The 23645-nt window shown below is 69.6% G+C and carries 24 protein-coding genes; 17 read left to right on the top strand and 7 right to left on the bottom strand.

The features are described from left to right. The first annotated feature begins 111 nt into the window (after window positions 1–111). The 5 genes from QSK35_RS37010 (at window position 112) to QSK35_RS36990 (ending at window position 4863) form a co-directional block, all read left to right on the top strand. Window positions 112–1635: a sigma-70 family RNA polymerase sigma factor gene (locus QSK35_RS37010; RefSeq protein ID WP_285752382.1), complete on the top strand. Its 1524-nt coding sequence runs from the start codon at window positions 112–114 to the stop codon at window positions 1633–1635. 71 nt (window positions 1636–1706) lie between these two features. Then, window positions 1707–2216 (top strand): YlcI/YnfO family protein, encoded by a 510-nt coding sequence (locus QSK35_RS37005; protein ID WP_285752381.1) that lies wholly within the window; start codon window positions 1707–1709, stop codon window positions 2214–2216. Window positions 2217–2290: 74 nt separating this feature from the next. Continuing rightward, window positions 2291–3136, top strand: a complete 846-nt coding sequence (locus tag QSK35_RS37000) for a DUF4097 family beta strand repeat-containing protein (protein WP_285752380.1) — start codon at window positions 2291–2293, stop codon at window positions 3134–3136. Between the two features lie 12 nt (window positions 3137–3148). Next, a complete protein-coding gene (locus tag QSK35_RS36995) occupies window positions 3149–4081 on the top strand; it encodes an ATP-binding cassette domain-containing protein (RefSeq protein ID WP_285752379.1) in 933 nt (310 codons plus the stop codon). Then, window positions 4078–4863 carry an ABC transporter permease gene (locus QSK35_RS36990; RefSeq protein WP_285752378.1) on the top strand — a complete coding sequence of 262 codons (786 nt, stop codon included), beginning with the start codon at window positions 4078–4080 and terminating at the stop codon, window positions 4861–4863. Before QSK35_RS36995 ends, QSK35_RS36990 begins: the two co-directional genes overlap by 4 nt. A 210-nt stretch (window positions 4864–5073) precedes the next feature. On the opposite strand, the gene QSK35_RS36985 is transcribed toward QSK35_RS36990, so the two are convergent. After that, entirely contained in the window at window positions 5074–6213 is a 1140-nt protein-coding gene (locus tag QSK35_RS36985) for an HNH endonuclease signature motif containing protein (protein ID WP_285752377.1), read from the bottom strand. A 345-nt stretch (window positions 6214–6558) separates the two neighbouring features. Between QSK35_RS36985 and QSK35_RS36980 the strand changes: the two genes are divergently transcribed. The 3 genes from QSK35_RS36980 to ligA are packed head-to-tail and all read left to right on the top strand — an operon-like array spanning window position 6559 to window position 9832. Next, window positions 6559–7248, top strand: coding sequence for an alpha/beta fold hydrolase (locus QSK35_RS36980; RefSeq protein ID WP_285752376.1), 690 nt, complete (start codon window positions 6559–6561; stop codon window positions 7246–7248). A gap of 2 nt (window positions 7249–7250) precedes the next feature. Next, complete coding sequence (locus QSK35_RS36975; RefSeq protein WP_285752375.1) at window positions 7251–7829, top strand: GNAT family N-acetyltransferase; 579 nt, start codon at window positions 7251–7253, stop codon at window positions 7827–7829. 11 nt (window positions 7830–7840) lie between these two features. Continuing rightward, window positions 7841–9832: an NAD-dependent DNA ligase LigA gene (ligA, locus tag QSK35_RS36970; RefSeq protein ID WP_285752374.1), complete on the top strand. Its 1992-nt coding sequence runs from the start codon at window positions 7841–7843 to the stop codon at window positions 9830–9832. On the opposite strand, the gene QSK35_RS36965 is transcribed toward ligA, so the two are convergent. Then, window positions 9833–10855, bottom strand: coding sequence for an alpha/beta hydrolase family protein (locus QSK35_RS36965; RefSeq protein WP_285752373.1), 1023 nt, complete (start codon window positions 10853–10855; stop codon window positions 9833–9835). Window positions 10856–11008: 153 nt separating this feature from the next. Here QSK35_RS36965 and QSK35_RS36960 point away from each other — a divergent pair, with 153 nt between their 5' ends. The 3 genes from QSK35_RS36960 to QSK35_RS36950 are packed head-to-tail and all read left to right on the top strand — an operon-like array spanning window position 11009 to window position 14078. After that, window positions 11009–12454, top strand: coding sequence for an FAD-dependent oxidoreductase (locus tag QSK35_RS36960; RefSeq protein ID WP_285752459.1), 1446 nt, complete (start codon window positions 11009–11011; stop codon window positions 12452–12454). Next, entirely contained in the window at window positions 12451–13464 is a 1014-nt protein-coding gene (locus QSK35_RS36955) for a hypothetical protein (RefSeq protein ID WP_285752372.1), read from the top strand. The genes QSK35_RS36960 and QSK35_RS36955 overlap by 4 nt, the downstream gene beginning before the upstream one ends. An 8-nt stretch (window positions 13465–13472) precedes the next feature. After that, window positions 13473–14078, top strand: coding sequence for a TetR/AcrR family transcriptional regulator (locus QSK35_RS36950; RefSeq protein ID WP_285752371.1), 606 nt, complete (start codon window positions 13473–13475; stop codon window positions 14076–14078). Here QSK35_RS36950 and QSK35_RS36945 read toward each other — a convergent pair. The 4 genes from QSK35_RS36945 to QSK35_RS36930 are packed head-to-tail and all read right to left on the bottom strand — an operon-like array spanning window position 14059 to window position 19091. Further along, entirely contained in the window at window positions 14059–16005 is a 1947-nt protein-coding gene (locus QSK35_RS36945) for a WD40 repeat domain-containing serine/threonine protein kinase (protein WP_285752370.1), read from the bottom strand. The genes QSK35_RS36950 and QSK35_RS36945 overlap by 20 nt on opposite strands. 29 nt (window positions 16006–16034) lie before the next feature. Continuing rightward, the gene (locus QSK35_RS36940) at window positions 16035–18050 is read right to left on the bottom strand and encodes a hypothetical protein (RefSeq protein ID WP_285752369.1); all 2016 of its coding nucleotides are present in this window, start codon (window positions 18048–18050) and stop codon (window positions 16035–16037) included. Continuing rightward, the gene (locus QSK35_RS36935; RefSeq protein WP_285752368.1) at window positions 18047–18721 is read right to left on the bottom strand and encodes an ABC transporter ATP-binding protein; all 675 of its coding nucleotides are present in this window, start codon (window positions 18719–18721) and stop codon (window positions 18047–18049) included. Before QSK35_RS36935 ends, QSK35_RS36940 begins: the two co-directional genes overlap by 4 nt. A 1-nt stretch (window position 18722) precedes the next feature. Then, complete coding sequence (locus QSK35_RS36930) at window positions 18723–19091, bottom strand: peptidase inhibitor family I36 protein (protein ID WP_285752367.1); 369 nt, start codon at window positions 19089–19091, stop codon at window positions 18723–18725. 196 nt (window positions 19092–19287) lie between these two features. On the opposite strand from QSK35_RS36930, the gene QSK35_RS36925 reads away from it, so the two are divergent. From QSK35_RS36925 to QSK35_RS36905, 5 genes are read left to right on the top strand one after another with little or no spacing between them, the layout of a single operon-like run. Then, complete coding sequence (locus QSK35_RS36925) at window positions 19288–19686, top strand: TOBE domain-containing protein (protein ID WP_285752366.1); 399 nt, start codon at window positions 19288–19290, stop codon at window positions 19684–19686. A gap of 2 nt (window positions 19687–19688) precedes the next feature. Further along, window positions 19689–20429 (top strand): molybdate ABC transporter substrate-binding protein, encoded by a 741-nt coding sequence (gene modA / locus QSK35_RS36920; protein WP_285752365.1) that lies wholly within the window; start codon window positions 19689–19691, stop codon window positions 20427–20429. Continuing rightward, complete coding sequence (modB, locus tag QSK35_RS36915; protein ID WP_285752364.1) at window positions 20426–21208, top strand: molybdate ABC transporter permease subunit; 783 nt, start codon at window positions 20426–20428, stop codon at window positions 21206–21208. Before modA ends, modB begins: the two co-directional genes overlap by 4 nt. After that, the gene (locus QSK35_RS36910; protein ID WP_285752363.1) at window positions 21205–22236 is read left to right on the top strand and encodes an ABC transporter ATP-binding protein; all 1032 of its coding nucleotides are present in this window, start codon (window positions 21205–21207) and stop codon (window positions 22234–22236) included. Before modB ends, QSK35_RS36910 begins: the two co-directional genes overlap by 4 nt. A 16-nt stretch (window positions 22237–22252) precedes the next feature. Then, window positions 22253–23275, top strand: coding sequence for a DUF2855 family protein (locus QSK35_RS36905; RefSeq protein ID WP_285752362.1), 1023 nt, complete (start codon window positions 22253–22255; stop codon window positions 23273–23275). Here the strand turns inward: QSK35_RS36905 and QSK35_RS36900 are convergent. Next, window positions 23265–23414 (bottom strand): hypothetical protein, encoded by a 150-nt coding sequence (locus tag QSK35_RS36900; protein ID WP_285752361.1) that lies wholly within the window; start codon window positions 23412–23414, stop codon window positions 23265–23267. The two genes, QSK35_RS36905 and QSK35_RS36900, sit on opposite strands and share 11 nt — an antisense overlap. Window positions 23415–23429: 15 nt before the next feature. Between QSK35_RS36900 and QSK35_RS36895 the strand changes: the two genes are divergently transcribed. Continuing rightward, window positions 23430–23606, top strand: coding sequence for a hypothetical protein (locus QSK35_RS36895; protein ID WP_285752360.1), 177 nt, complete (start codon window positions 23430–23432; stop codon window positions 23604–23606). Window positions 23607–23645: the final 39 nt, after the last annotated feature.

Below are 23645 nucleotides of genomic sequence, written 5' to 3'. Positions count from 1 at the left end.
CCGACACGTCGTGCAGTGTGGAATCGGCCACGCGACCAGCGGCGATGTCCATGGCAAGGTGAGCAGCCGCAGAACGCTCATATTGTTGGCATTCAGAAGGCGGCGAGCCCTTTGTTCGGGCATCCGGACGAACGCGAAGCGCGGTGGTGGCGTACCGCGGACCCGGTCACGATGCGTGCCGGCCTCGCCCGCGCGCTCCTCGACGCCGACGACGGGTCGGCGTCGGGACCGCCGCACCTGTCGTCGGACGCGGAGCTGATCGAGGCCGTGCGCGGCGGGACCGTGCACGCCTACGGCGGGCTCTACGAGCGCCACGTGCGGGCCGCGCAGAACCTGGCCATGCAGCTGTCCCGGTCGCCGATCGAGGCCGACGACCTGGTGTCGGACGCCTTCGCCAAGGTGCTCGTCACCCTGCGCGCGGGTGGCGGTCCCGACTCGGCGTTCCGGCCCTACCTGCTCACCGCGGTGCGCCACACCGCCTACGACCGCTACCGGCGGGACCGCCGGCTCGAGCTGGCGGGCGACGTAACGGACGTTCCCGGCGCCGAGCAGGTGACCAGCCAGCCGTTCCACGACACAGCGGTCGCGGAGCTGGATCGGACGCTGGTCGCGAAGGCGTTCGCCAGCCTGCCCGAGCGCTGGCAGAACGTGTTGTGGCACACCGCGATCGAAGGCCGCTCACCGAACGAGCTCGCGCCGGTGTTCGGCCTGACGCCCAACGGCGTCTCCGCGATGGCGCACCGGGCCCGTGAGGGGCTGCGCAAGGCCTACCTCCAGGCGCACGTGGGCGACCGGCCCGCCGACCGTTGCCGGGCCACCGTCGCCCGGCTGGGCGCCTGGACCCGTGGTGGCCTCACCGGCCGTGAGTCGGCACAGCTCGACGCGCATCTGGACGGCTGCGCGACCTGCCGGGCGCTGGCCACCGAGCTGGCCGACGTCAACGGCGCGCTGCGCGGTGTCGTCGCGCCGATCGTGCTCGGCGCGGGCACCGCCGGTTACCTGGCCGCGACGGCCAAGGCGAGCGCCTCCGTCGCCGCGACGACGCCCATGGTCGTCGGTGCGGCGGCCTCGACGACCGCCTTCGTCATCGTTGTCGCACTGGGGACAGCGGGCGGGCCCGTCCCCTCCACCGCTCCCAGCGCGGCCGCGCAACCTCCCGCGTCGAGCAGCACGGCGACGCCGGTCCGCAGCGGCACGTCCGCCGGCACCCCGACGGTCACGGGGCCGACGCTCACCACGCCGGGTGCCACGACGATCACCACGCCCCTCGGGACGCCCGTGCTGGACGCGAAGGCACCGCCTGGGTTCACCACGCACACCGGCGGCCCGCCATCGGAACTGTCCATCACGGTCAGCAACACCGGCTCGGCACCGTCGGCGCCGGTCACGCTGACGGTGTCCCTGCCCGACGACCTCAAGACGGTCGGGCCGGGCAACACCACGGCGGGTTCGGTCGGGTGCCCGGCGGGCAAGGACACGGTGACTTGTTCTTCCGGGCGCGAACTGGCACCGGGCGAGTCGGTGACGTTCGTCCTGCGCCTGCTGGCCGGTCCGAAAGCGAGCAATGGCACCATCACTGGCACCACCGGATCAGCGCAGGTCAGCGTACCTGTCACCATCGTGCCGAAGAAGTAAAGCGCCACGTTGGCGCCATTGATGTGCCATGTTGGCTTGCAGTGGTGCCACATGTGTGCCACAGTGGTGCCATGGACTTGACCACGTATGTGAGCAACCTCGGCCGTGAGTTCGCCACGCTCGCCGAAGCCGGTGGCGAGGAACCCCGAGCACTGGTCGAGCGCCTGACCGGTTCGCTCGAGTCGGCGATCCGGATGACCCTGCTGGACGCGCTGTCCGCAGCCGCGGACGAGATCACCCAGGACCTCGCGCCCGGCTCGGTGGAGCTGCGCCTGCGTGGACGCGACCCGAACTTCGTCGTCACCCCGCCGCCCGCCGGACCGGCCGCAGCGGCGCCCACCCAGGAGTCCACTGTGGACAGCGCGCCGCAGTTCGCCGAGGACGGTCCCGCCGCACGCATCAACGTGCGCCTGCCGGAACAGCTGAAGGCGGCGGTCGAGGAGGCCGCGGCCAAGGAGGGCCGCTCGGTCAACGCCTGGCTGGTCCGGGCCGCGACGGCCGCACTGCAGACGCCCAGCCGGACCGAGCAACCCGGCGGCGGCCAGCGGAGCAAGCAGCACTTCACCGGCTGGGTGCGTTAGCACCGAACCGCTTTCACCACACCACTTCCCCGACCTGCGGGGACACCTGAACCACCTGAACTGAGGGGACAGCCATGCCTGAATTCGCCACTCCCGAGCCGATCGCCGTCACGATCGACCTCGGCGCCGGCAACCTTCGGATCGCCGCGAGCGACCGCACCGACACCGTCGTGGACGTGCGCCCGACGGACGACTCCGACGAGTCGGATGTCAAGGCCGCGCAACAGGTCCAGGTCGAGTTCGCCAACGGCGTGCTCACCGTCAAGGGACCGCGGTTCCGCGCGTTCGACTTCTCCAAGAAGACCCGGTCGGTCGACGTGTCGATCGACCTGCCGTCCGGCTCCCAGGTGTCGGGCGACGTGCAGATCGGCGACCTGGCCACCACCGGCCGGCTCGGGGAGCTCGGCTACAAGACCTCCGCCGGTGACCTGCACGTGGAGCGGACCGGCGCACTGCGCCTGCGCACGTCGGCGGGTCACGTGACCGCGGGCGCGGTCACGGGCAACGCCGAGATCCACACCGGCTCCGGCAAGGTCCGCCTCGGCCAGGTCGACGGCACCGCGGTCATCAAGAACTCCAACGGAGCCATCGACGTGGACGCGGTCACCGGTCCGGTCCGGGCACGCAGCGCGAACGGCGACATCGCCGTCGAACACGCGGGCGCCGGCGTCGAGGTGAAGACGGCCAACGGCAACATCCGCCTCGGCGAGGTGGTCCGCGGTTCGGTCGAGATCGGCACCGCCATGGGTGACCTCGAGATCGGCATCGCCGACGGCACCGCCGCCTGGCTCGAGGTGAACACCTCGTTCGGCAAGGTGCGCAACCTGATGGAGGACGCCACCTCGCCCGGAGACGCCGCCGAGACCGTCGAGGTCCGCGGGCGCACGTCCTACGGCGACATCACGATCCGCCGGTCCTGAGAGGGGAAGATCATGACATTCGCGATCACCGTCACCGGACTGCGCAAGTCCTTCGGTGACCACCTCGTCCTCGACGGTCTCGACCTGAACGTCAAGCGGGGAAACGTATTCTCGTTGCTGGGGGCGAACGGCGCCGGCAAGACCACGACGGTGAACATTCTGTCCACTTTGCTCAGTGCCGATGCCGGTGCCGTCCGGATAGCCGGCCACGACCTCGCGAGCGAACCCGACGCGGTCCGCGCGTCGATCGGCGTGACCGGCCAGTTCTCGGCGGTGGACAACCTGCTCACCGGCGAGGAGAACCTGCTCCTGATGGCGGACCTGCACCACCTGCCCCGGCGGGACCGCCGGCGGCGCGCCGCCGAACTCCTAGAGCAGTTCGACCTCGTCGACGCCGCGAAGAAACCCGCCTCGGCCTACTCCGGAGGTATGCGGCGGCGCCTCGACCTGGCGATGACCCTGGTCGGCAGCCCGAGCGTGATCTTCCTCGACGAGCCGACGACCGGCCTGGACCCGCGCAGCCGTCGCGCCATGTGGCAGATCGTCCGGGAGCTGGTTTCCAGCGGTGTCACCATCTTCCTCACCACGCAGTACCTGGACGAGGCCGACGAGCTGGCCGACCGGATCGCGGTCCTCGACCACGGCCGCCTGGTCGCCGAGGGCACCCCGGACGAGCTGAAGCGCCGCATCCCGGGCGGGCACGTCCGCCTGCGGTTCGCCGACCAGCACGGGCTCGACATGGCCGAACGGCTGCTCCGCGAGGCGTCACGCGAGAGCGACGCGCTCGCCCTGCGGGTGCCCAGCGACGGCAGCCTCCGCGCGTTGAAGGGCCTCATCGATCTGCTCGACGGCCAGGCCATCGAGGTCGACGAACTGTCCGTGCACACCCCAGACCTCGACGACGTCTTCCTCGCCCTCACCGAACAGAAGGTGACGACCCGATGAGCACCATGACGCTCGCCCTCACCGACTCGGCGACCATGCTGCGCCGCAATCTCAAGCGGATGCTGCGCTACCCGTCGATGACCGTGCTGCTGGTCGGCATGCCGATCATCTTCCTGTTGCTGTTCGTCTTCGTCTTCGGCGGCACGCTCGGCGCCGGCATCGGCGGTCCTTCCGGCGGACGGGCGGAGTACGTCAACTACGTGACGCCCGCGATCATCCTGATGACGATCATGTCCGCGGTCCAGGGCACTTCGATCTCGGTGGCCATGGATATGACCGAAGGGATCGTCGCCCGGTTCCGCACTATGGCCATCGCCCGTGTGTCCGTCCTGACCGGACACGTCGTCGGGAGCGTCATCCAGGCGATGCTCGGGATCACCGCCGTCATCGCTGTCGCTTTGCTCATCGGGTTCCGGCCAACGGCTGGCTTCGGCGGCTGGCTCGCACTCACCGGGGTGCTGGTGCTGATGAGCTTCGCGTTCGTCTGGCTGGCCGTGGCGCTCGGGCTTGCCAGCAAGACCGTCGAGGGGGCTAGCAACGTCGGTATGCCGCTGGTGCTGCTTCCGTTCCTCGGCAGCGGGTTTGTCCCCACCGACTCGATGCCTACCGTGTTGCGGTGGTTCGCCGAGTACCAGCCGTTCACGCCGTTCATCGAGACTCTGCGCGGGCTGCTGATGGGTACGCCCATCGGGAACAACGCCGTTATCGCGCTTGGGTGGGGTGTGGTTATCACGCTCGTTGGCTACCTCTGGGCGAAGAGGTTGTTCAACCGCGAGGCCTGATTGGGCTTTGGACGCGGCTGCGCCGCGACACGTTGGCATTTTCGCGCGGCCACGGCGCTAGGGCGCCGCGTCCGCGCGAAAATGCCAACGTACCGAAGTCCGTGGCTGGCTGCCGTCGTGCCCCAGACACCGCCCAGACTTGCGTAGCTTTGGTGCGGTTGCGGGCGTGGCCGGGATGAGTGGCTTGAGTTTCGTTGTTTGATTTTTGATTTAGAAGGGCGGATCGGCCGGGAAGCCAGCCAGGACCGGTTCCGGTTCCCGCACATAGGTCTTGCCTGAGGGCGCCTTGAAGATGAAGCGGCCGGGAATCGGCTGGGTCACCGCCCAGTTGCTCTTGTGCTTCAAGCGATGATGATGCTTGCAGAACGGGCACAGATTGCACGCCGCCGTCGGGCCGTCGGGATAGGGCACCGTGTGGTCGAGTTCGCAGCGCTGCGCGGGCATCATGCAGCCCGGCTGACGGCAGGTCTGATCACGCGCCCACAGGAACCGGCGCAGATGCTCCGGCGGGCGGTAGGTGCTGGTGCCGACGTCGAGCAGCATGCCGGACTGCGGGTCGGTCAGCAGTCGACGCCAGGTCGAGTCGCCCGCAAGCTCACGGGCGAGTTCGGCGCTGATCGGGCCGTAGCCCTGCAACTCACCGGGATGATCATCCAGACCCATCAGCGTCGTCGAGGAGACGGTGACGTTGAGGTTGACCTTCACGCTCGGGGTGTGGTCGGGCGTCGCGAGGAGCATGTCCGCGACCACGTCGGCCCGGCGCTGGCTCAACGTCCGCGTGTCACCGGGGAACTTCGCCGCACGGGCGAGCTTGTCCACCCGATGCGCAGCGGCAATACCGCGATCCGCCGGGAGCCAGGCGAACAGCTTCACCATGTCATCTACCCGCTCCTCGATCCCCGCGATCCGCTCCGCCTTGCGCGCCTCCCGCCGCTCCGCGCAGCCCTCCGGGTCCACCGCCATCACGATCCGCTGCAACGACCGGCGCAACTGAGTACTGGTCTGTCCCGGCGCCTTGACCAACGCCCGCTCCTCGACTCGAGCGGCCTGGTCGCTGGTGAGCCGGTGGGTGTAGTTGAACAGGATCTTCGCCTTATAGGAGTCGATCTCCCCGGCCTGCAAGGCGTCGACCGTGCGGGGCAGCTTGGTCACGGTCTCCCGCGCCACCAGCAACTGATCCTCGGCCCACTTCGAAGTCCACTTCATCGCCGCGACAATCTCCGCCGCCGCGAATTCGTCGTCGGCGGTACCGATGGCAAAGTCGGCCAGCTGACGCAATAGCTGGGCCTGCCAATAATCAACTTGCTTTTGTATGAACAGCATGTTGTCGATAGCCACCGCTCGGTCCATAGCACAAATCTACCGCAAGATCACAATTAAACAGCTATTCCTGCAGCGGAGACCACTATCGAGTGAAAAAACAAACAACGAAACTCCAGCCACCTCATCCCAGCCACCCACGCAACCGCACGAAACAACGCAAGTCTGGAACGGATCGGGACCACGACGGCAACCAACCACCGTATCGGTACGTTGGCATTTTCGTGCGGGACAGGCGCCCTAGCGCCTGGCCCGCACGAAAATGCCAACGTGTCGCGGCGCAGCCGCGTCCACAACCCGGACGAGTACCGGAAGCGGAACGTCCGGAATCCGTCCTAGTGTGACCCCAGCCGCACCGCAGAACGGAGCCTGATCGTGGACATCCTGCTAGCCGCCGGCCTCTGGCTGAACGGACAGTCAGTCTGGGACGAAGTCGCCGCCGCCCTGAGGGAGCGAGGCCACCGCCCGATCCCGCTAACCCTGCCGGGCCAGGGTGACGGCAACCCGACCGCCACGCTGGACGACCAACTGGCGGTAGTCCTGGCCGCAGTGGACCAAGCGAAAGACAAACCGCTGCTGGTGGGGCACTCAGCGGCCTGCACCCTGGCATGGCTGGCCGCCGACGCGAGGCCGGACCGGATCGCCAAGATCGCGCTAATCGGCGGCTTCCCCACGGGCGACGGCAAGCCGTACGCCGACTTCTTCGAGATCGTGGACGGCGCCATGCCGTTCCCCGGCTGGGACCCGTTCGAGGGACCGGACTCCGCCGACCTGGACGAGCAGACCAGGCAACGCTTCGCGGCCGAGGCGATCCCGGTACCGGAAGGCGTGGCCAAAGGCGTAGTGCGGCTCAGCGACGAACGCCGGTTCGACGTGCCGGTCGCGCTCGTCTGCCCGGAGTTCTCCCCGGCCCAGGCACAGAAGTGGATCGACAACGGCGAGGTTCCGGAGCTGAAGAACGCCAAGCACGTCGAGATGGTCGACATCGACTCCGGCCACTGGCCCATGGTCACCAAACCGGAGGAGCTCGCCCGCATCCTGGCCGATCTGACCACAACGGACTGAAGATGCCGTACACGGCCACATCTCTCGACGCCTCGACGTGGGATCGGTTCGCCGAGCTCGTCGAGCGCAACAACGGAATCTTCGGCGGCTGCTGGTGCATCGGCTGGCATCCGGAGTGCCGCCAGCCGGAGGTCGACCACCGCACGGCCAAGGAGGACCGCGTGCGGACCGGCCGCGCGCACGCCGCGCTCGTCCTGGACGACGACGGCGTCGCGCAGGGGTGGTGCCAGTACGGCAGTCCCGAGGAGCTGCCACGCATCAAGCATCGGCGTGAGTACGAGAAGGACGCGCCACCTCTGCCGGACTGGCGGATCACCTGCTTCTACGTCGACACCAAACACCGGGGCCAGGGCGTGGCGCGAACCGCGCTGGCAGGCGCGCTCGACCAGATCGCGCGGGCGGGCGGCGGGCTCGTCGAGGCCATTCCCGAGGTGACCGCCGGACGCGAGGCGCAGGGCCGGTTCCTGTACAGCGCGACCGTGGAGCTGTTCGAGGACTTCGGGTTCGAGCGCGTGCGGCAGGTGGGCAAACACGCGTGGATCGTGAGCCGGGTCGTCGATCCTGTCGGTGCCCGCGGGTAGCGTGGTCCGCTGTGGACACTGGGGCACGCATTCAGGAGCTGGCCGACCGCGTCACGCAACTGCGTGAGGCCTACTACCAGGGCGAACCCCTGGTGGCGGACGCCGAGTACGACGCGATCGAGGACGAGCTGCGGGGGCTGATCGAGGCCAACCCGGAGCTGACGCCCGATCCGAACCCGCTGGAGCAGGTGGGCGCACCGGGCGTGCTGCACGCGCCGGTGCGCCACTCGCGGCCGATGCTGTCGCTGGAGAAGGCGACGCGGCCCGAGCAGGTCGCGGCGTTCTTCGACCGGTTCCCCGGTCAGCCGGTGGTGGTCATGCCGAAGCTGGACGGACTGTCGCTCGCGCTGGTCTACGAGAACGGGCGGCTCAAGCGCGCGGTCACCCGCGGAGACGGCACGACCGGCGACGACGTGACGTTCCTCGTGCGGGCGCTGGTCGACGGGGTGCCGGACCGGATCGACGCGCCGGGGCGGGTCGAGGTGCGCGGTGAGGCCGTGATGCTGCGGTCGACGTTCGCCGCCTACAACCAGAAGCACCCGGACAAGCCGCTGATCAACCCGCGTGGCGCGGCCGCGGGCACGTTGCGGGCGAAGGATCCCGCAACCGTCGCCGAGCGGCGGCTGTTCTTCTTCGCGTTCGACCTGGCCACGGATCCCGACAGCGGCGAGACCGATGTGGAGCAGGGCCTGCGCGCGCTCGGGTTCAGCGCCGCGGACATGCGGCACTGCTCCGACGCGGCCGCGGCGCAGGCGGTGATCACCGAGATCGAACAGCAGCGCAACGAGCTCGACTACGACCTGGACGGCGCGGTGCTGCGGCTGGCCGACCGCGACGCCTTCGCGGCGGCCGGGACGCGGTCCAGCTCGCCGCGCGGCGCGCTGGCGTTCAAGTTCGCCGCGGAGGAGAAGACGACCGTGCTGGCCGACGTCGTCTGGGATGTCGGCAAGACCGGCAAGATCGCCCCGGTCGCACACCTGGAACCGGTGTTCGTGGGCGGCACGACCGTCACCCGCGCGACACTGGCCAACCAGGAGGTGATCCGTGCCCGCGGCATCAAGATCGGCGACACCGTGCTGGTGCGCCGCGCGGGCGACGTGATCCCGTTCGTCGCGGGCGTGCTCGACGCCTCGAAGCGCACCGGCAAGGAACGCGCGATCGTGCCGCCGAGCGAGTGCCCGTCGTGCGGGCAGCCGCTGACCGAGCAGGGCAACAGCCGCGAGCTGTTCTGCACCAACGTCGCCTGCCCCGCCCAGACCGTGCGGCGGCTGATCCACTGGGCGTCGCGCGCGGCCGCGGACATCGACGCCATCGGCGGGGTGTGGATCGAACGGCTGGCCGAGGCCGGGATCCTCGAGCGGCCGTCGGACTTCTACCGGCTGACCAAGGAGCGGTTGCTGGAGTTCGACCGCATCGGCGACGTCTCGGCGACGCGCATGATCGAATCGATCGACGCCAGCCGCGGGGTGGGGCTGCGCCGGGCGCTGATCGGGTTCGCGATCCCGATGGCGTCCGAGGGCACCGCGGCCCGGCTGTGCCGCGCGGGGTTCGGCTCGCTCGAGGAGGTCGCCGACGCGGGCGAGGAACGGCTCGTGGCGGTCGAGGACATCGGGCCGAAGGTCGCCGCCTCCCTGGTGGAGCACCTGACCCGCCTGCGCCCTGAGCTGGAACGGCTGCGGGAGCTCGGTGTCTCGCTGGACGTGCGCGACGAGGACCTGCCGCCCGTCGTCGCGTCGGACGCCCCGTTGGCCGGGAAGACCGTGGTGATCACCGGGGCGATCAGCGATCCGCGGTCGGGCGAGAAGGTTCCCCGCCCGACCTTCCAGCGGCTGTGCGAGCAGGCGGGCGCGACGGCCGCGTCGTCGGTGTCGGCCAACACGGACATGCTGATCACCGGGGCGGACGTGGGCGCTTCGAAACTCACGAAGGCGGAGAAGCTCGGTGTGGAGGTGGTTGACCAGGGCGAGATCTGGCGGCAGCTGATCGCCGCGGGGGTGGCGTGATCACGGCTGGTCGACCTCGGCCACCGCATACGGCAACGGCCGCTCCGTCCCGCTCAGCAGCGGATCGAACCGCGTCTCGCCGTTGAGGTACCGCCGGAAGAACGCCGACAGGTACAGGACCCCGGCGTCGCGCTGTTGCCGTTCGCCGAGCTGCTTCTCATCGGCCCGCAGTGCCTCGCAGTAGCCGGGCCGGGTGGCCACGGCGTCGTCCTCGGCGGTGACCTGCCCGCTCGACGGCGACCACACGGTGTTGAAGAAGTTGTGGTTGGCGCCCTGCACCATCAACCGGTGCACGGGCACGACGTTGTGCGCGGCAGCATCAGAGAAGTAGTCGTTCGCGTCCGGGTTGCTGACCTTGTCGCAGCCGCCGATCACGGTCAGGAACGGAATGTCCGAGATCACCGAGTCGCCCCCGCCGCTGATGATCGGCTCCAGCGCCACGACGGCCTTCACCTGAACACCGGCCGGCCAGTCCCGGTACCCGTCGGCCGAATGCCGCACCGCACCGCGCCCGCCCTTCGAATGGCCCAGCACGCCGACCCGGTTCAGGTCGACATGCCCGCGGAACTCAGCGAACTGAGGCGACAGCGCCCCGCGGCCCGACGACGACACCTCCTGCCACAGCCGCAGGTGCGCGTCGATCAACGCGGCCCGGTCGGCGAACTCGTCCGGTGAGGCGGACGAGATGTGGTTGGCGTTGACCGAAACGACGACGAACCCCGCGCGGGCCAGCGAACGGGCCAGGTAGTCGTATCCGTGGTAGCTCGGCACCTGCTCGATGCCGGGTTTGCACGGCCACCCGTACAGGTCCTGGTAGCTCGCGTCCGGCCGCCGGTCGGCGCACTTGGCGAAGAACCCGTGCAGCAGCACGACCAGCGGGTGCGAGCCGCGCGTGACGTCGCGCGGGTAGTGGACCACGGCGGCGAGATCCGGTGTCACGTCGTACTCCGCGGTGCGAACGGGGTCCGCGGCCGCAGCTGGAGTGAGAGTCGTCATCGCCACGAGCAGCGCGAGCAGCTTCATGGCGGCAGCCTGTCGGGAAACTGTGAAGAACTTGTCAGAGCGACGTCATGGTGTTGCCACAAGCGTTGGCGGGCAATGGGTTCCTTGACACACCCCAAAGTCATTCATACATTCAAGGCACATTTGTATGATCGACGTGGGGAGTTGGTCCGAGTGCACCTCGGCAAGACCGCCGTCGTCCTGGGTGGCAGCGCCGCCGGCCTCTGTACCGCGGGGGCGCTCGCCCCGTACTTCGAAGAAGTCCTCGTCCTTGAGCGTGACGAGCTGCCCGCACAGGCCGAGCACCGGCGCGGCGTGCCGCAGAGCAAGCACCCGCACTTCCTGCTGAACTCGGGCCGGCGCGCGATCGGCGCGCTGTTCCCCCGGTTCGAAGCCGACCTCATCGCCGCGGGCGGACTGCACCTCATGCCGTCCATGGACGCCGCCTACCTCGACGGCGAGGGCTGGTCGGCGCGCAAACGCAGCGCGATGACCATGGTCTACGGCTCGCGGATCCTCATCGAACGGGTGTTGCGCGACAAGGTGCGCGAGCTGCCGAACGTCACGATCCGCGAAGGCGTCACGGTCAACGCCCTGAGCACGCACTCCCAAAGGGTCACCGGAGTCGGTTTCGATGACGAGGAGAAAATCGCTGACTTCGTGGTGGACGCGATGGGTCGCGGCTCGTCGGTGAGCAGCTGGCTCGTGGCGGCCGGGTGGCCCGAGCCCGAGGTGCGGACCCTCGACGCCAAGGTCACCTACACCTCACGGTGGTACGAGCTGCCCGCGGACCGGCCCGAGGCCTGGTGGTGGCAGCACCTCGTGATCATGCCGACGCCGGACAAGGGGAAGCACCCGGACGAGCACGACTTCCTCGTCAACTTCTTCCCGATCGAGGGCAACCGCGCGATCGCCTGCATGGGCTCGTGGGGACTCGACATGCCGCGCACCACCGACGCTTTCGTCGAGGCGGCCCGCCGGGTGCGCACGCCGTTGTTCTCGACCGCGATGGACCGGTGCTCCCCCACCTCGGAGGTGCACCTGACCCGGTCGACCGGCAACAAGTGGCGCCGCTACGACCGGTGGCGGACGCCGCCCGAAGGACTCGTGTTCATCGGCGACTCGATCTGCGCGTTCAACCCGTTCTACGGGCAGGGCATCAGTTCCGCGGCGATCTCGGCACTGCTGCTGCGCGAACACCTCTCGCGGACGACGTCCCTCGAACCTCGGTTCTACTCGCGTTTCCTTGCGGCACAACGCAAAGCGCTCAACGTGCCATGGCGGCTGGCGATGGCCAGGGACCAGGGCTACGAATGCGCGGTGGGCACGGAGAAGCCGCCCGAGTGGCGGCGGCGGATCATCGCGGCCGTGTCCGGCCCGGCGTTCAGCTTCATCGTCGGCGCCGCCCGCGAGGACCCGGTGGTCGACGAGCACTTCGCCAAGGTGTTCAACCTCGACGAGTCGCTGGGCGACATGATGACCAACCCGCGGGTGATCGCCGGACTGCTGCGCTACCGCATCCGCACCGCGCTGGGCCGGCACCGCGTTCCGTTCGGCTTCGATCCGCAGGTCGACCCGCCGGCGACCGACTACTCCCCCGCCGCGGCGGCCGTGCGATGAGCACCGACTGCGGGCCCGAGGCCGAGGCTGTCACGCGCGGTCTCGGGTTCGACTGCCACGACGTCGCGCCCGTGGTCTCGGTCCGCGCGCCCTGGGACCTCGCGCACTGGACGATGCCGCTGCTCGAGCTGATCGTCATCGGCGGCGCCGTGTTCGCGCTGGTGCACGCGGTGCGCCGCTACCGCGCCGGTGATCCGGTCAACCTGGCGCTGTGGTGGGCCTCGCTGGTCTACCTCTTCGTCACCGAACCACCGCTGTACTTCCCGGAGTGGTTCGGCCTCGACCGGATCTACGGCTTCATCTTCGCCCACAACCAGTTCACCGTTCAGTTCATGTGGGACCGGTTGCCGCTCTACATCGTGGCGTTCTATCCGATGATCACCGGACTCGCCTACGAGGTCGTGCGCTCGCTGGGGATCTTCCGCCGGAGCGCGGCGGCCGGTGCGGTGACCGTCGCCTTCGTGTGCCAGCTGTTCTACGAGGTCTTCGACCACATCGGACCGCAGCTCAAGTGGTGGGCGTGGAACCCGGACAACCACATCGTGAACCACCCGGCGCTGGAGTCGGTGCCGATGACCAGCATGCTGCTGTTCGCGTCCGTATCGCTGGGAGCGCTGACATATCTGGTAGTGCGACTGGTTCAGCGGTCGTTGGCGATGGGCCTCCTGGTGGCCGGGGTGCTCACCCCGCCGACCATGGCGATCGCCGGAATCCCGTCGAGCCTCTTCGAAGGCAACACCACCGCGCAGGCTTGGGTGATCGGCATTGAGCTGGCGCTGGTGTGGCTGGCGGGTGCCTGGATCATTTCGAAGGCGACGCCGGAGGAGTCGTTGTCCGCCTTCGCGCGCTGGTATCCGCCGATCTACCTGGGCGGGCTGGCGGTGTGCTGGATCGGCGCGCTGCCCGTCCCGATCGGCAGCGGCCTCTACGCGCTCGCGTGCTTCATCGGCGCGGGTGCGGTGCTGACCGTGCTGAACCGCCGGAGGGCGCCTGTCCCTGCTCGGGGATGATGGAACGCATGGGGCACCACGGATGGCAGGGCAACCCGCCCGGCACCGAGTACGAGGCGCGCCGCCGGATCGTCGAGGCCGCGACGGCGTGCATCGACCGGTTCGGGCTCGCCAAGACCAGCCTGTCCGACGTCGCCGCCGAGGCCGGCGTGACACGGCAGACCGTGTACCGCTACTTCCCGCGCCTGGCGGACATCCTGAGCGCGGTGGCCATCGCGGGCGTCGAGGAGTTCGCCGGGCGGATGGAACGCCACCTGGCGCAGTTCCACAGCCCCGCCGAGGTCGCGGTGGAGTCCGTCGTGTTCGGCGTGCGGACCGTCCCCGAGGAGCCCTACCTCGGCCTGTTGCTGCAGGCGGGTGAGTCCGACTTCTTCACGGACGCGGTCGCCTCGCCTCAGTCGTTCGCCCTCGGCGCACGGATTCTGCGCAACGTGCCGGTCGACTGGGCCGCCGCCGGTGTCACCGACGACGACCTCGAGGGGCTCGCCGAGCTCCTGATGCGGCTGTTCCTGTCGTTCCTGCGGTACCCGTCGACGCCCGCGCTCACCGACGACGAGCTGCGAGCGCTCGTCCGCCGCTGGATCGGACCGGCGCTCAGAGCTTCCAGATCCTGATCGCCTTGTCGTCGCCACCGGCGGCGAGCCGGGTTCCCTTGGCGTCGAACACGACCGTGTTCACGTTGCCCGCGGCACCGATCAGCACGGCGCGGACCTGCTTGGTCGCGATGTCCCAGAGCTGGATGACGTTGCCGAGCCCCCAGGCGGCGACGGTCTTGCCGTCCGGGCTGAACAGGACGGACGCGAGCGTGATGTCCTCGGTGCGGTCGAAGACGGCCTTGCTCTTGCCGGTGGCGACGTCCCAGAGCTGCATGCTGTTCTTGCCGTCGGCGTCGGGGACCGCGAGCGTCCGGCTGTCCGGTGAGAAGGACACGTCGCTGCCGGTCGCGTCGGTGATGGTACTGATGGTCTTGCCGGTCGCCGGGTCGGACAGCCGGACCTCCGTGCCCTTGGTGCCGCCGTTGGCCAGCAGCTTGCCGTCCGGGCTGAAGACCACGTTGCGGCCGCCGTCGCCGTCGGGCAGGCCGATCTTGACCTTGCGGCTCGCCACGTCCCAGATCTTGATGCCGCCGGTGTGGGTCACCCCGGCGACGATCTTGCCGTCCGGGCTGAAGACCAGGCACTTCATGATGGAACGGCTCTCGTCGAGCGGGCCGACCAACTGCCGGTCCGCGACGTTCCACAGCATCGTGCTGTCGCCGAGGCGGTTGCCGCCCGCCGCCAGCAATTTGCCGTCCGGGCTGAACGCCACGGCGTTCGCGGAGGCGCCGCCGGTGCCGTGCGGGCCGACCAGCGTGGTGATCTGCTTGCCGGTCGCCGCGTCCCACAAGCGGACCACCGGCCCGTCGTTGCGTTCGCCGTCACCGCTCGCGAGCAGCTTGCCGTCGGGGCTGAAGGCGATCGACGTGACCTCCTCGTTGTGCCCGATCAGCTGGATGTGCTCGGTGATCTCGACCGGTTTGCCGGGCTCGGCCGGCGTGCTCGTGTTGCTCTGTTCGGCCGCACCACCCTTGGCCGCCGCGTTGTCGTCGTTGCGGTTCGGACCGGCGGCCTCGCCGGAGCCGTTCGGCCACAGCACCCACGCCGCCGCGGAGATACCGATCGCCGCGAGCGCGCCGCCGCCCGCGAACAGCAGCGTGCGCCGGGGCACGCCTTGCTTGGCGGGCAACGGAGTCCCGGTGCCGGCCAGGAGGTGTGCGGCCTGCTCGGCCGTCGCGCGTTCGGCGGGGTTCTTGCGGAGCAGGGCCTGCAGCAACGGGGTGAGGCGTCCGGCGCGCTGGGGCGGCGCCGGATCCCTGGTGAGCAGCGCCGACAACGTCGACATGAAGTCCGGGCCCTCGAAGGGCGGCCGGCCCTCCACCGCCGCGTAGAGCGTGGCGCCCAGCGACCACAGGTCGGTCGCGGGCGTGATCGGCGCCCCGGTCCCCTGCTCGGGCGCCATGTACGAGGGCGTTCCCACGATCGATCCGGACGTGGTGAGCTGGACGTCGCCGGTCAGCCGCGCGATGCCGAAGTCCGTGATCACCACCCGCTCGCCGGACAGCAACACGTTGGCGGGCTTCAGGTCGCGGTGCACGATCCCGGCCTCGTGGGCGACCCGCAACGCGTTGAGCACGGCCGTGCCGATGCGCGCCACCTCGTCGACGGGCAGGCCGCCCCGAGCCTTGATCGCGTCGGACAGCGACCCGCCGCGGACGAACTCCATCACGATCATCGGCGTGCCGTTGAACTCGACCACGTCGTGCACGGTGACGATGCCGGGGTGGTTGAGCCGGCCGGCCAGCTGCGCCTCCCGCATCGCGCGGTGGCACAGCATCGCCCGCTGTTCGGCGTCGAGCCCGGCGGGCAGCAGCAGCTCCTTGATCGCCACCTCCCGGCCGATGAGCTCGTCCTGGCCGAGCCAGACGCGCCCCATCCCGCCGGCGCCGATCACGCGCGCCAGACGGTACCTTTGGGCAACCAGCATTCCCGTCGCATCGGTCACGGCGTGCAGCATAGGTTGCGATCACGCGGTCACAAGTGGGAATCCCGCAACGAAATACATCCGTCGACAATGGACATACGCGTCCCGGACGCCAGTGCCACGAGGACGAAGACCCCGGCGAGCAGCCCGGCCTGGTCCCACGGCACGCGCAGGCTCATCCCGGCCAGCGCCATCGGTGGGATCGCGATCACGCAGGCGAGCACCACGCTCACCCCGGCGGCCACCCCGCTCTCGACGAGCAGCACCTGACGGATCCACCGCCGGCTCAGTCCGATCGCGCTCAGCCGCCCCGCGTACCCGCGCAACGCCCGTGCCCGTGCCCTGGCCACCGCCGCCGCGCTGAGGACCGCGATCAGCGCCAGCCCCAGGGCGACCGCGGTCAGCGACGCCGGGACGAACCCCGGCTCCGGCGGCCGATGCCTCAGCACGAAACCGTGCCCCAGCCCGGCATCCAGCACGGCCTGCTGCGCCTTGATGGCGTCGTCGTCGGGCACGTTCACGAACACGACGGCCGCGGGTGTGCCGTCGGTGACGTCCCCGAGCATCACCCCGGACACAGTCGCCTGCCAGGTCGGGTCGGTGAAGGTGAGGATCCGGCCCCGGTTCAGTCCGTCCGTCTCGGCCGGGGTGAGCGTGCGATTGTCCAGCGCGGCAACGTCTTCGACCCGATCGACGACGAGGAGCCGCCGATCCGCGAGGTACCGGGTGCGGATCACGGGTCCGGAGATCTTGGTGGTGACCGCGGCGACCACCTCCGGCGGCGGCGCGTACCCGATGCCGTTGCGTCCACTCACGACGATCTGGTGCGGCGCCGCGTCGGGAATCGCCTTGGCCTCCTGGTTCGCGATGTCCGTGGCCAAGAACGTGATCATCGCCAGTGCCGGGGCGAGCGCCGCGGTCAGCACGGCGACCGCGGACGCGCCACGCGCACGCAACTGGTTCCCACCGAGCCGCAGCCGTGGATCGCGTTGCGGCAGCAGACCCGCGAGGTACCGCACGACGTCCGGCGCGAGCAGCAACACCACGGCGCCGACGGTCGCGGTGAGCAGCATGGCACCCACGACGCCCCCGGTCTGCGCGACCTGGAGAACGATCACTCCGCCGAGCAGGATCGCCAGGCACCGACGGGCCGTGCTCGCGGTTCCCGCTGGTGTCTTCGCCCTGAAGTACAAAGCGCAGGCGGCCAAGGTGCACACCAAGATCTGCGACACAGGTTCGGTCAGGCCGGGCAGAGGCGAGAGGGGTTCGACGCGGTCCCGCGCGATGATCGCCCGCACGACGAGCCCGATGCCGACCCCGGCAGCCGAGCCGAGGACGGTCCAGATCATCGTCCACGCGGTCGCCGCAATCGCGACGGACGTCTGGCGCACCCCGATCGCGTGCAGCAGCGTTCTCGTGCGCCGGGCCCACGCCAGGGTCAGCCCGAAGATCGCCAGTACGGTCAGCAACGGCAGGGTCAGCGCCGGAATCCAGTACGCCAGCGGGAAGCGTTCGATCCACGACCGCGGTTCGTGGCTGTCGCGGGTGACGACCGTGCCCAGCGCGTCGCCCGCCGCCGCGGGCCCGTTCCAGTACACCGTGCGGGTCACACCGCCGGTCCCGAGCGTCGCCCAGGTGCCGGGTGCGGCGAGAATCGTGTTCCAGCCGGAGAACCGGTCGCGCACCACGCCGACACTCCGCAGCCCGGTGGGCAGTTTGTGGTTGTTGTTCACGACCACTTCGTTCGGCCGGCTTGGCCAGCGTCCGCTCACGAGCTGATAGCGGGCGGGAAATGGGTCAGCCGTCCAGTCCATCTCGACGTACTTCGTGGCGGGTGCGTCGACCACCGGCGGCCGGATGTCCAATGAGGACAGTGCGACCATGCTGCCGGCCAGTGACTCTTCCGTGTCGACCTTCGCGTCGAACCGGCCGAGGTCGCGCTCGGCGACCTGCTCGGGCGTGAGCGCGAACGCCTTGACGGTGATGAACAGGCCGACCAGCACCGCCGCCGTCACGAACATCAGCGCTGACGACCACGTCAGCGTCCGGTTGCGCATCAACCTCATGCCGGCACCATGCTTCGCAGCCTGCCGTCGGCCATCTCGTACACGGTGTCCGCGACCTCCCGGCACATCGGGTCGTGCGAACACACGATGGCCAGCACGCCGTCGTCGCACAACGACCTGATCAGCTCGAACAACTCGCGCGAGCCGCGGGAGTCGAGCGCCCCGGTCGGCTCGTCGGCCACGAGAACGCGCCGCCCGCCGACCAACGCCCGCGCGATGCCGACCCGCTGCCGCTGCCCACCGGACAGGTTCCGCGGGCGCCGGTGTGCAAGGTCTGCCATGCCCACGCGGCCGAGCTGTTTCCGGGCCTCGCTGGGATCGAGCTTGCGCGCTTCCAGCGGCAGCGCGACGTTCTCCAGCGCGGTGAACTCCTCGATCAGGTTGTGGTCCTGGAAGACCACGCCGATCGTGTCCAGCCGCAGCCGCGTACGCCGCCGCTCGTCGAGCAGGCCGAGGTCGGCCTGCTCGACGAGAATCCTCCCGGAGTCCGCGGTGTCGAGTCCCGTGATCAGGTTGACCAGCGTGGACTTGCCCGAGCCACTCGCCCCCGTGACGCACACGAACTCCCCCGCGCGCGCTGTCAGGTTCACCTCCCGCACCGCGTGAACGGTCTCGGCGGCGGAGACGAACGAGCGGCTCACGTTCTCGACCACGAGCAACCGGGAGGACATGTCAGCACCTACCCTGGGTGTTCCACGACGAGAGCTCGTTGTCGTCCCGGGTGTTGATGTCGTTGTCCGAATGGCCCGCGAGCATCGTCACGCACCGACCGCCACCGTCGCGGTTGTGGTACCAGCGCGCGTCGACGTTCGTCAGGTTCTTCCACGACGACATCAGGTTGTCGTACCTGGACGACACGTTGTACGTCGGCTTGAGCGGCTCGCGAACGCCGAACCGGCCGATGTAGTTGTTGTCCTTGTAGATGCAGACCCGGTCGGGCGTGCAGGGCTCGGCCTGCGCGCCGGCGGACGCGACGCCGATGCCGCCGAGGACGACCGCCCCGATGACGGCGGTCCCGATCGCCACTTTCCTGAACTCCATGAGCTCCCTCTCCTTCGATCACGCCTGCCCTCCCGGCAGGCAGATCAACATTGGCGAGAGCTCTGCCCAGATCGCGCCCAGATCGCGCAAGGGCCCAGGGATCCCGTGCGGACGCGGAAACCGATTTTCACGACACCCGCGAACGCGACGTGCACCCCGGTAGCAACTCCGTGAGCGCGGACATAGAATCCACTTCATGCCGAATCTGCGGATCAGCGAGGCCGCCGCGCTGCTCGGGGTCAGCGACGACACGGTGCGCCGGTGGATCGACCAGGGGCGCCTGAGCTCCGTGGTGCTCGACAACGGCCGCAAAGCCGTCGAGGGCGCCGAGCTCGCGGCGTTCGCGCAGCACCTCACCGAGACCGCCGAGCCGGGCGCGACGGTGGCGGCCTCGGCTCGCAACCGGATGAAGGGCATCGTCACGCGCGTCGTGAAGGACGGCGTGATGGCGCAGGTCGACATGCAGGCCGGCCCGTTCCGCATCGTGTCGCTGATGAGCCGCGAGTCCGCGGACGAGCTCGGCCTGGAGGTCGGCAGCGTCGCGGTCGCCTCGATCAAGTCCACCCACGTGGTCGTCGAGATCCCGGAGGCCTGAACATGCGGAGACTGCTCGCGGTCGTCACGGCCCTCACACTGGTGGGGTGCGCCGCGAAGCAGCCCACGACCGGCGAGATCACGGTTTTCGCCGCGGCCTCGCTCACGGAGTCGTTCACCAAGCTGGGCAAGGACTTCGAGGCGAAGAACCCCGGCGCGAAGGTCAAGTTCAACTTCGCGGGCAGCTCCGCGCTGGCGCAGCAGATCAACCAGGGCGCGCCGGTCGACGTGTTCGCGTCCGCGGCGCCGGCGAACATGAAGCAGGTGACCGACAGCGGGGCCGTCACGGCGAGCCCGGCGACGTTCGTCAAGAACACGCTGCAGATCGCGGTACCCAAGGGCAACCCCGGCAAGGTCAGCGGGCTGGCAGACTTCGGCAACCCTGGGCTGAAGATCGCGCTGTGCGCCGAGCAGGTGCCGTGCGGTGCGGCGGCGAAGAAGGTGTTCGAGGCGGCCAAGATCACCGCCGCGCCGGACACGCTCGAGCAGGACGTGAAGGCCGTGCTCACCAAGGTGCGGCTCGGTGAGGTCGACGCGGCGCTCGTCTACCGCACGGACGTCAAGTCGGCCGGCGATTCCGTGGAGGGCAAGGACTTCCCCGAGGCGGACAAGGCCGTCAACGAGTACCCGATCGCCCCGCTCGCCAAGGCGCCCAACGCCGGGGCCGCCAAGGCGTTCGTCGACTTCGTGTTGTCGGAACAGGGCCGCAAGGTGCTCGCCGAGGCGGGTTTCACCGCGCCGTGACGAAGCCACCCGCCGTCCTCCTGCTGCCCGCACTGGCGGGGGTCGCCTTCCTGCTCGTCCCGCTGGCGGGCCTGCTGGTGCGGGCGCCGTGGGCGGACCTGCCGCGGCAGCTGCTCAGCGCGGAGGTCGGGGAGGCACTGCGGTTGTCACTCATCACCGCGAGCCTGGCCACGATCGTGTGCCTGCTGCTCGGGGTTCCGCTCGCGTGGCTGCTCGCCCGCGGCGACCTGCCCGGCCGCGGGATTCTCCGGGCGCTCATCACGGTTCCGCTGGTGTTGCCGCCGGTCGTGGGCGGTGTCGCGCTACTGCTCGTCCTCGGCCGGCGCGGGCTCGTGGGCCAGTACCTCGACGAGTGGTTCGGTGTCACGCTTCCGTTCACCACGACCGGAGTGGTGCTCGCGGAGGCGTTCGTGGCGATGCCGTTCCTGGTCATCTCGGTCGAAGGGGCACTGCGCGCGGCGGATCCGCGGTTCGAGGAGGCGGCGGCCACGCTCGGCGCCTCGCGATGGCTGACGTTCCGCCGGGTGACGTTGCCGTCCGTGATGCCGGGGGTCGTCGCGGGCACGGTGTTGTGCTGGGCCCGTGCTCTCGGCGAGTTCGGCGCGACGATCACCTTCGCCGGCAACTTCCCCGGCAGGACCACCACCATGCCGCTGGCCGTCTACCTCGCGCTGGAGACGGATCCCGACGCGGCGATCGTGCTCAGCATCGTGCTGCTGCTCGTCTCCATCGCCGTACTCGCCGGGTTGCGCGACCGGTGGATCAGCGGGCCGACATGACCCTGCACGCCGAACTCCGCGTCACCCGTGGGACTTTCACGCTGGAGCTCGACCTCACCATCGAGGCCGGTGAGGTCGTCGCGTTGCTCGGCCCCAACGGCGCGGGCAAGACCACCGCCCTGCGCGCCCTCGCCGGACTGGACGCCGGCGGCCGCGTCCGGCACAACGGGTCCACTTGGGACGGTCTGCCCGCCGAGCGGCGACCGATCGGCGTGGTGTTCCAGGACTACCTGCTCTTCGCCCACATGACGGCACTCGACAACGTCGCGTTCGGACCGCGCGCCCGAGGTGTACGCAAGGCCGACGCCAACGTCGTTGCCGCACAACGGCTCGAGCAGGTCGGCCTCGCCGGGTTCGCGAAGGCCAAGCCCCGCACGCTGTCCGGCGGTCAGGCCCAGCGCGTCGCGCTCGCCCGCGCCCTGGCCACCGACCCGGAGCTGCTGCTGCTCGACGAACCTCTGGCGGCACTGGACGCGAGCACCCGGTTGCGTGTGCGGTCCGAGCTCGCGCGGCACCTGCGGGACTACCCCGGTCACACCCTGCTCGTCACCCACGACCCGCTCGACGCGATGGTGCTCGCCGACCGGCTCGTCATCCTCGAACACGGCCGGGTCGTGCAGCAGGGTACGCCGAAGGACGTGGTCCGCCAGCCGCGCACCGACTACGTGGCCAACCTCGTCGGGCTCAACTTCTACCGCGGGTTGGCGGACGACACGACCATCCGCCTCGACGACGGCGGCACGCTGACCGTCGCCGAGCCCGCCACCGGGCCGGTGCACGTCGTGTTCCCGCCAACGGCCGTCAGCCTGTTCCCCGACAAGCCATCGGGAAGCCCGCGCAACACCTGGCCCGCCACCGTCGCCGGCATCGAGCAGCACGCCCACACCACCCGCGTGGAGCTCGACGGCTCCCCCGCCGTGGTCGCCGACATCACCACCGCGACGGTCGCCGACCTGCGACTGCAGCCCGGCACCACACTGTGGGTCTCGCTGAAGGCGACGGAGATCCACACCTATCCCGCCGGATAAGTGCCAGGATGCTCGTATGGCTGATGGATCATGGACCGTGCAGGTGGGGCGCAAGGATCTGGCCGACGTCGAGGTGGTGCGCGCTGCCACACCGTCCGTGGAACCGGGCGAGGTGCTGCTGCGGGTCGACAAGGTGGGCGTCACGGCCAACAACGTCACGTACGGCGTGCTCGGCGACGACCTCCGCTACTGGAACTTCTTTCCTGGGGACGAGGGCCGCGGCATCGTGCCCGTGTGGGGTTTCGCCGAGGTCGTGGACTCGGCGGCTGACGGCGTGGCCGTGGGCAGCCGGATCTATGGCTACCTGCCGATGGCCTCGCACCTGGTCGTGCGGCCGGAGCGGGTCACCGCGGGCGGGTTCGTCGACGGCACCGCGCATCGGCAGGACCTGCCGCCGGCCTACAACCGCTACACCCTGGCGAGCGGCGACGACGAGGACCTGCAGGTGCTGTACCGGCCGCTGTTCTACACGTCGTTCCTGCTCGCGGACCTACTGAGCGAGGCCGAGTTCGACGTGGTCGTCGTGTCCTCGGCGTCGAGCAAGACCGCCTACGGCACGGCGTTCCTGTTGCAGGAGGCCGGGATCCGGGTCGTCGGACTCACGTCGCCGCGCAACGTCGCGTTCACCGAATCGCTTGGCTGCTACGACACCGTGGCGGCGTACTCCACGGCCGCGCTCAAGCCCCAACGCACTGTGTACCTCGACTTCGCCGGTGACGGCGACGTGCGGGCCGCGGTACGAAAGCAGCTCGGAGAGAACCTCGTCCGGGACATCGTGATCGGGCTGACGCACCAGGTGCGGTCCGCCGGTGGTGGCGAGTTCTTCTTCGCACCCGACCAGATGCGCAAGCGGATCGGCGACTGGGGTGCCGACGGGCTCGAGCGGCGGTTCAGCGACGCGTGGCAGCGGTTCGCCGCGCGTGCCGTCGACTGGGTCGACGTGGTGGCGCACCACGGGCCGGACGAGCTGGCGCAGGTGTGGCTGGAAGTGCTCGCGGGGCGGGCCGAACCGCGCAGCGGTCACGTGGTCACCTGCTGAGCGCGCCGAACAGGTGAATCCGGTTGCCGCCGAACGCGATGATCGGCTTACCTGAGGGTCCGCTACCGCGGGAGTCGTACCTCAACGACCACCCCGCGAGCGAGGCGTTGCGGCCGTTGTTCGAGCGCACCGCGCTCAAAGCAAGATTGACTACGTGCTGCTCTCACCCGAGCTGTTCGCGAAGGCCACCGGTGGCGGCGTGTTCCGCAAGGGCGTCTGGCGCGGCAACCGCACCCACGACCGCTGGGACATCTATGACACGCTCACCAGCGAGGTGCACGCGGCGTCGGACCACGCGGCGATCTACGCCGACATCGACTGGGAGAGGTGAGAACAGAAGTTCCCTCTTCAACGTATAACGCACCGGGGG

Origin of the sequence: Lentzea sp. NBRC 105346 (assembly GCF_030269605.1) — a bacterium.
Taxonomy (GTDB): Bacteria; Actinomycetota; Actinomycetes; order Mycobacteriales; family Pseudonocardiaceae; genus Lentzea.
The sequence above is the reverse complement of the archived record's forward strand: the minus strand, read 5'-3'. Positions and strand labels throughout refer to the sequence as shown.

What these genes read in the sequence shown, in the direction of transcription:
- QSK35_RS36990 (WP_285752378.1), top strand. Translation starts at nt 4,078, where the DNA reads ATGAGCACCATGACGCTCGCCCTCACCGACTCGGCGACCATGCTGCGC.
- QSK35_RS36995 (WP_285752379.1), top strand. Translation starts at nt 3,149, where the DNA reads ATGACATTCGCGATCACCGTCACCGGACTGCGCAAGTCCTTCGGTGAC.
- QSK35_RS36940 (WP_285752369.1), bottom strand. Translation starts at nt 18,050, where the DNA reads ATGAGGTTGATGCGCAACCGGACGCTGACGTGGTCGTCAGCGCTGATG.
- modA (WP_285752365.1), top strand. Translation starts at nt 19,689, where the DNA reads ATGCGGAGACTGCTCGCGGTCGTCACGGCCCTCACACTGGTGGGGTGC.
- QSK35_RS36910 (WP_285752363.1), top strand. Translation starts at nt 21,205, where the DNA reads ATGACCCTGCACGCCGAACTCCGCGTCACCCGTGGGACTTTCACGCTG.
- QSK35_RS36935 (WP_285752368.1), bottom strand. Translation starts at nt 18,721, where the DNA reads ATGTCCTCCCGGTTGCTCGTGGTCGAGAACGTGAGCCGCTCGTTCGTC.
- QSK35_RS36905 (WP_285752362.1), top strand. Translation starts at nt 22,253, where the DNA reads ATGGCTGATGGATCATGGACCGTGCAGGTGGGGCGCAAGGATCTGGCC.
- QSK35_RS36950 (WP_285752371.1), top strand. Translation starts at nt 13,473, where the DNA reads ATGGGGCACCACGGATGGCAGGGCAACCCGCCCGGCACCGAGTACGAG.
- QSK35_RS36975 (WP_285752375.1), top strand. Translation starts at nt 7,251, where the DNA reads ATGCCGTACACGGCCACATCTCTCGACGCCTCGACGTGGGATCGGTTC.
- QSK35_RS36965 (WP_285752373.1), bottom strand. Translation starts at nt 10,855, where the DNA reads ATGAAGCTGCTCGCGCTGCTCGTGGCGATGACGACTCTCACTCCAGCT.
- QSK35_RS36930 (WP_285752367.1), bottom strand. Translation starts at nt 19,091, where the DNA reads ATGGAGTTCAGGAAAGTGGCGATCGGGACCGCCGTCATCGGGGCGGTC.
- QSK35_RS36985 (WP_285752377.1), bottom strand. Translation starts at nt 6,213, where the DNA reads ATGGACCGAGCGGTGGCTATCGACAACATGCTGTTCATACAAAAGCAA.
- QSK35_RS36955 (WP_285752372.1), top strand. Translation starts at nt 12,451, where the DNA reads ATGAGCACCGACTGCGGGCCCGAGGCCGAGGCTGTCACGCGCGGTCTC.
- QSK35_RS36925 (WP_285752366.1), top strand. Translation starts at nt 19,288, where the DNA reads ATGCCGAATCTGCGGATCAGCGAGGCCGCCGCGCTGCTCGGGGTCAGC.
- QSK35_RS37000 (WP_285752380.1), top strand. Translation starts at nt 2,291, where the DNA reads ATGCCTGAATTCGCCACTCCCGAGCCGATCGCCGTCACGATCGACCTC.
- QSK35_RS37005 (WP_285752381.1), top strand. Translation starts at nt 1,707, where the DNA reads ATGGACTTGACCACGTATGTGAGCAACCTCGGCCGTGAGTTCGCCACG.